This is a genomic window from Neisseria sp. P0021.S005 (genome assembly GCF_051956955.1).
This window is the reverse complement of the sequence record NZ_JBQCWY010000206.1, coordinates 1-4,865: the sequence shown is the minus strand read 5'-3', so window position 1 is coordinate 4,865 and position 4,865 is coordinate 1. Positions and strand designations below refer to the sequence as shown.

Genomic DNA, 4,865 nt, shown 5'->3' with positions numbered 1-4,865 from the left:
CTGCAAAACAACGAAATCCTGCGCCAGCACTACCAAAACCGATTCAACCACATTCTGGTCGACGAGTTTCAAGACACCAACAAGCTGCAATACGCGTGGCTGAAACTGATTGCCGGCAACCACGCCGCCGTCTTTGCCGTCGGCGACGACGACCAAAGCATTTACCGATTCCGTGGCGCAAACGTCGGCAACATGACCGCGCTGATGGGAGAATTCCACATCGACGCGCCCGTCAAACTCGAACAAAACTACCGCTCCGTCGGCAACATCCTCGCCGCCGCCAACTCCGTCATCGAAAACAACGACGAACGCCTCGGCAAAAACCTGCGCACCGACGCCGAAGCAGGCGACAAAATCCGCTACTACTCCGCCTTTACCGACCTCGAAGAAGCCCAATTCATCGTGGATGAAACCAAAGCCCTCGAACGCGAAGGCTGGGATTTGGACGAAATCGCCGTCCTCTACCGCAGCAACGCCCAATCCCGCGTCATCGAACAAAGCCTGTTCCGCAGCGGCATCCCCTACAAAATCTACGGCGGCTTGCGCTTTTACGAACGCCAAGAAATCAAACACGCCCTCGCCTACCTGCGTCTCGCCGTCAATCCCGACGACGACAACGCCCTCTTGCGCGTGATTAACTTCCCACCGCGCGGCATCGGCGCACGCACCATCGAAAACCTTCAGACGGCCTCAAACGAACAAGGCATCACCCTCTGGCAGGCAGCCTGCAATGCCGGCTCAAAAGCCACCAAAATCGCCGCCTTCGTCCGCCTGATTGAAGCCCTTCGCAACCAAGTCGGACAAATGCCCCTGTCCGAAATCATCGTCGGCATCCTCAAAGACAGCGGACTGACCGAACACTACCGAACCCCAAAAGGCGACAACCAAGACCGCCTCGACAACCTCGATGAACTCGTCAACGCCGCCATCGAATTCAAACCCGAAGACAGCAACTTTGAAACCCTGCCCGAAAACATTTCAGACGACCCCGCCTTCCCCATCCTCGCTTTCTTGAGCAACGCCGCCCTCGAATCCGGCGAAAACCAAGCAGGCGCAGGCGAAAAAGCCGTACAACTGATGACCGTCCACGCCTCCAAAGGTTTGGAATTTAACGCCGTCTTCCTCACCGGCATGGAAGAAGGCCGCTTCCCCAGTGAAATGAGCCTTGCCGAACGCGGCGGCCTCGAAGAAGAACGCCGCCTCATGTACGTCGCCATCACCCGCGCCCGCAAACGCCTCTACATCACCATGGCGCAACAACGAATGCTTCACGGACAAACCCAATTCGGCATCGTCTCCCGCTTCGTCGAAGAAATCCCGCCCGAAGTATTGCACTATCTGTCCGTCAAAAAACCCGCCTACGACAGCTACGGCAATACACGCCCAACCGCCGTACAACGGGACAAAATCATCGAAGACTTCAAACAGCCGCAAACCTACGCAGGCTTCCGCATCGGCCAAAACGTCCGCCACGCCAAATTCGGCACCGGCGTCATCATCGATGCCGTGGACAAAGGCGAATCCGCCCGACTGACCATCAACTTCGGCAAACAGGGCGTGAAAGAGCTGGATACCAAGTTTGCGAAACTGGAAGAGATGTAGAAGGGAGATGACAGAGGTCGTCTGAAACCCGTAGCGTGGGCTTTGCCTACGAATCAAACTCAAAATTTCAGACGACCTTTTTAGCTGACATTATCTTGGGCAAAGCCCACGCTACAATGCACATTGACGAGGCAAATAGAGATGTAGGTCGGATACTTGTATCCGACAAAAAACATTTGGTGCGTCTATCGTTTCCGAAAAAACGCTGTTGGAAAATGTCGGATTTGAGAATCCGACCTACGGCAGAAAAACTGTAGTAAGAACAAGGCAAATAGTCGTCTGAAAAAGGGAGGAGCAATTTTTGCCGAAACCTCCGCCGTCATTCTCGCGCAGGCGGGAATGACGGACGATAAAAGTCGGGTATAGATACCTAACCCCTGTTTATAACTGAAATCAATAAGGAAGAACATTATGTCCCAAGTTTTTAAAGATTTTGATTTGTCCTCCGTATGGAAAACTAATAGTTGGGCAGATGAAAACTACAAAGAAGCCCCGTTTACCCCTGAAATTTTGGCTGCCGTAGAAAGTGAGCTAGGCTATAAATTGCCGCAAAGTTTTATTGAATTGATGGCAGTACAAAACGGCGGGATATTTGTTAAAAACTGCTTTCCGACCACGCAGAAAAATTCGTGGGCGAAAGATCATGTGCAAATTTGCGAGATGTCGGGAATCGGTTTTGAAAAAGAAGGAAGTCTGTGCGGCGCGATGGGGCAAAAACTTTGGCTGGAAGAATGGGAGTATCCGCCTATCGGCGTGTATTTGGCCACCGACCCGTCAGGAGGTCATGCCCTGTTTGCCTTGGACTATCGAGAGTGTGGAAAAGACGGCGAGCCGAAAGTGGTGCTTGTCGAACAAGAATGGGATTTTGAAATAGTCGAACTTGCCCCCGATTTTGAAACCTTTATCCGCAACTTGCGGCATGAAGATGAGTTTTTAGATAACTAATAAAGAGTAGGCCGTCTGAAAATTTTTCAGACGGCCTTTTAACATCTACCTATTAAGCCGAAAAAGCCTTATATGCCATTGAAACGATAATCAGCAAAACCGTTACGACCAAAACCTTACGAATAACTTCCCCGTTTGAATTGATAGCATGGAGGCTGCCAAAATGGTTGCCCAACAAATTTGCCAAAATCATCGGGATTCCGATTAGGAACGCCATTTTCCCTGCTATCAAGAAGGCAACAAATGCCCCGATGTTAGAAGCAAAATTGAAAATCTTGGAAGTAGCCGAAGCCTGCAACAACGACAATTTGTTAATGACAAACAAAGCAATGATGAAAATACTACCTGTACCCGGGCCAAAAAAACCGTCATAAAAACCAACAATCAGACAAGTTAAAAATACGGCGATAACGGATTTTTTTATCTCGCCACGCTCGTCTTCTTTTTTCAGCAAAACACCTTTAAACAAAGTTGCCAGCAAGCCTATGGGCAAAAACGCAAGAATAATGTAATTGATGGTTTCCACCGGAAGAATCAAAATGACTTTTGCACCGACAAATGCCCCAATTAAAGCCGCAACAATGCCAACCGGCACAATATGCCATACAATCGAACTGCTCTTCATAAAATTTTTAATCGCAGCCACCGTACCGATGGTACTCACCAATTTTTCCTGTGCCAACGCGACCTGAGGCGGTAAACCTACCATCAAAAATGCGGGAATCAAAATCAGCCCTGCTCCGCCCGCAATAGCATCGACATAGCCCGCAATCAAAGACGCGACAACCAGCAGGAAAAGGCCGAGATAAAAATAATCGGCAATAATACTGCCGGGAATGAATAATTGTTCCATGGATTGTTTCCTCTTGATTAAATTTTTTGTTATTAAAAGTTATTAACTGCTCAATACATCGCCCTTCTTCGTCAAAACATATTGATAAACTTCTTCTACCGTAGCTTCGTCATAGCTTTTGCCAAAGCGTTTTTTGTAGCCCAGTTCGTATAGTTTTACATGATGCCCTTCCGGGATTTCAACGCCCACATTTTCCAAACACGATTTGGCGCAATGCAGATGACAGCCGTCAATAACCAACATCGGCCGTCCGGACTGCGCTTTGCGTACCAACGGCGCGACTTTGCCGCCTACGCCGGAAATGCACGACATTTCAAATTCTCCGGCATGGTCGAGCGCCACGGCTGTGTTGTTGGCCAGCTGCGCCACATCGGAACATCCGGAACAAGAATAAATTAAGGGAAGCTCATTGCGGTTAGGCATTTTCTATTTCCTCCGGTAGCGGTTTTTATCTTTATATTGCCATCCATAGTCAATCTGTCGGGCGCATCATGCGTGGTATGCAGACCCGTTTTCTTTTTTCAGACGGCCTACGGCTTATCCATTTATATAATATTAAAAGGCATCATAACTCAATACGATTAGACATTCTAGAACAAAGCAGATTGCACCTTCTAAAAAATAAAGGCCGTCTGAAAACAGATAACGCTGCTTTTTCAGACGGCCTTTTTATTTGAAGTTAATGATTAGGCTTTGTGTTCGCCATCATTTTCTGCTTTGGGCGGAACGGGGGCAAACCAGCCGACCAGAAGCAGCAGCAGGCCAACAATGATGAAGGAGGCAATGCGCTCAATACCGCCGCTGTTGGAAAGCTCGATCAGGAAGAGTTTGACGACTACGATGCCCATCAGCGTCGCGCCTGTCATCCAGTAGGAATGCTATTTCAGAATCAGAAATATGGTCAGGAGCAGATTTTTTAATCTGTACTCCGTCGCATAAGTCTGAAAAGAAAAATCGCGACAGCTATTAAAAAACAAGCAAGTAAAAAATCCATCTTATGTTACCAATTCTATTCATTTTTTTATTTTCGATACCATAATTATTTTTTAATTACACCCATTGAAATGGTGGTTGCCATTAAATCAAATTCTTAAAATCTAGTCATGTTGAATATAACATCGTCTGAAAACCTTGAAAGGTTTTCAGACGACCTTGGATATGTTTGAATTCAAATACTTTTGATATTATTGCAACTTTTATCGAAATTGAAGTATTCGACCTCCAATTACTAGCTTAACATTACCCTTTTTCATAATTTGAAGATTATCAAACCATATATCAATAAAGTCTTCCTGGTAAATTTTTATTGATAAAATATCACATATATTTTTTACAGAGCCAGAATATTCCTCACCCAAATTATAGTCTTCTAATATTAAATCTATACAGTCTCTAGAATAGTTATAATCTGATTGAACATATTCAACTAAATATCCATAGAATGAATTTATTATTTTATCAATAC

5 protein-coding genes and 1 pseudogene are annotated in these 4,865 nt (G+C 46.4%); 2 read left to right on the top strand and 4 right to left on the bottom strand.

What is annotated here, in order from left to right; genetic code table 11:
• Together ACTHUE_RS11045 and ACTHUE_RS11040 are read left to right on the top strand one after the other, a co-directional pair.
• A partial coding sequence (locus ACTHUE_RS11045) for a 3'-5' exonuclease (protein WP_440423476.1) occupies positions 1 to 1,602 on the top strand: 1,602 nt, incomplete at its 5' end.
• A 411-nt stretch (positions 1,603 to 2,013) separates the two neighbouring features.
• Complete coding sequence (locus tag ACTHUE_RS11040) at positions 2,014 to 2,547, top strand: SMI1/KNR4 family protein (RefSeq protein WP_070459738.1); 534 nt, start codon at positions 2,014 to 2,016, stop codon at positions 2,545 to 2,547.
• A 52-nt stretch (positions 2,548 to 2,599) separates the two neighbouring features.
• Here ACTHUE_RS11040 and ACTHUE_RS11035 read toward each other — a convergent pair whose 3' ends face one another.
• From ACTHUE_RS11035 to ACTHUE_RS11020, 4 genes and pseudogenes are all read right to left on the bottom strand, one after another.
• The gene (locus ACTHUE_RS11035) at positions 2,600 to 3,400 is read right to left on the bottom strand and encodes a sulfite exporter TauE/SafE family protein (protein ID WP_070459741.1); all 801 of its coding nucleotides are present in this window, start codon (positions 3,398 to 3,400) and stop codon (positions 2,600 to 2,602) included.
• A 42-nt stretch (positions 3,401 to 3,442) separates the two neighbouring features.
• Complete coding sequence (locus ACTHUE_RS11030) at positions 3,443 to 3,823, bottom strand: putative zinc-binding protein (RefSeq protein WP_003748129.1); 381 nt, start codon at positions 3,821 to 3,823, stop codon at positions 3,443 to 3,445.
• A gap of 263 nt (positions 3,824 to 4,086) precedes the next feature.
• A pseudogene (locus ACTHUE_RS11025) lies at positions 4,087 to 4,272 on the bottom strand (DUF2339 domain-containing protein); the annotation flags it as partial.
• Between the two features lie 324 nt (positions 4,273 to 4,596).
• On the bottom strand, positions 4,597 to 4,865 hold a 269-nt coding region (locus ACTHUE_RS11020; RefSeq protein ID WP_440423474.1), incomplete at its 5' end, for a hypothetical protein.

Excerpts from the sequence above, each read along its gene's own strand:
- ACTHUE_RS11035 (WP_070459741.1), bottom strand. The coding sequence starts at position 3,400 with ATGGAACAATTATTCATTCCCGGCAGTATTATTGCCGATTATTTTTAT.
- ACTHUE_RS11030 (WP_003748129.1), bottom strand. The coding sequence starts at position 3,823 with ATGCCTAACCGCAATGAGCTTCCCTTAATTTATTCTTGTTCCGGATGT.
- ACTHUE_RS11040 (WP_070459738.1), top strand. The coding sequence starts at position 2,014 with ATGTCCCAAGTTTTTAAAGATTTTGATTTGTCCTCCGTATGGAAAACT.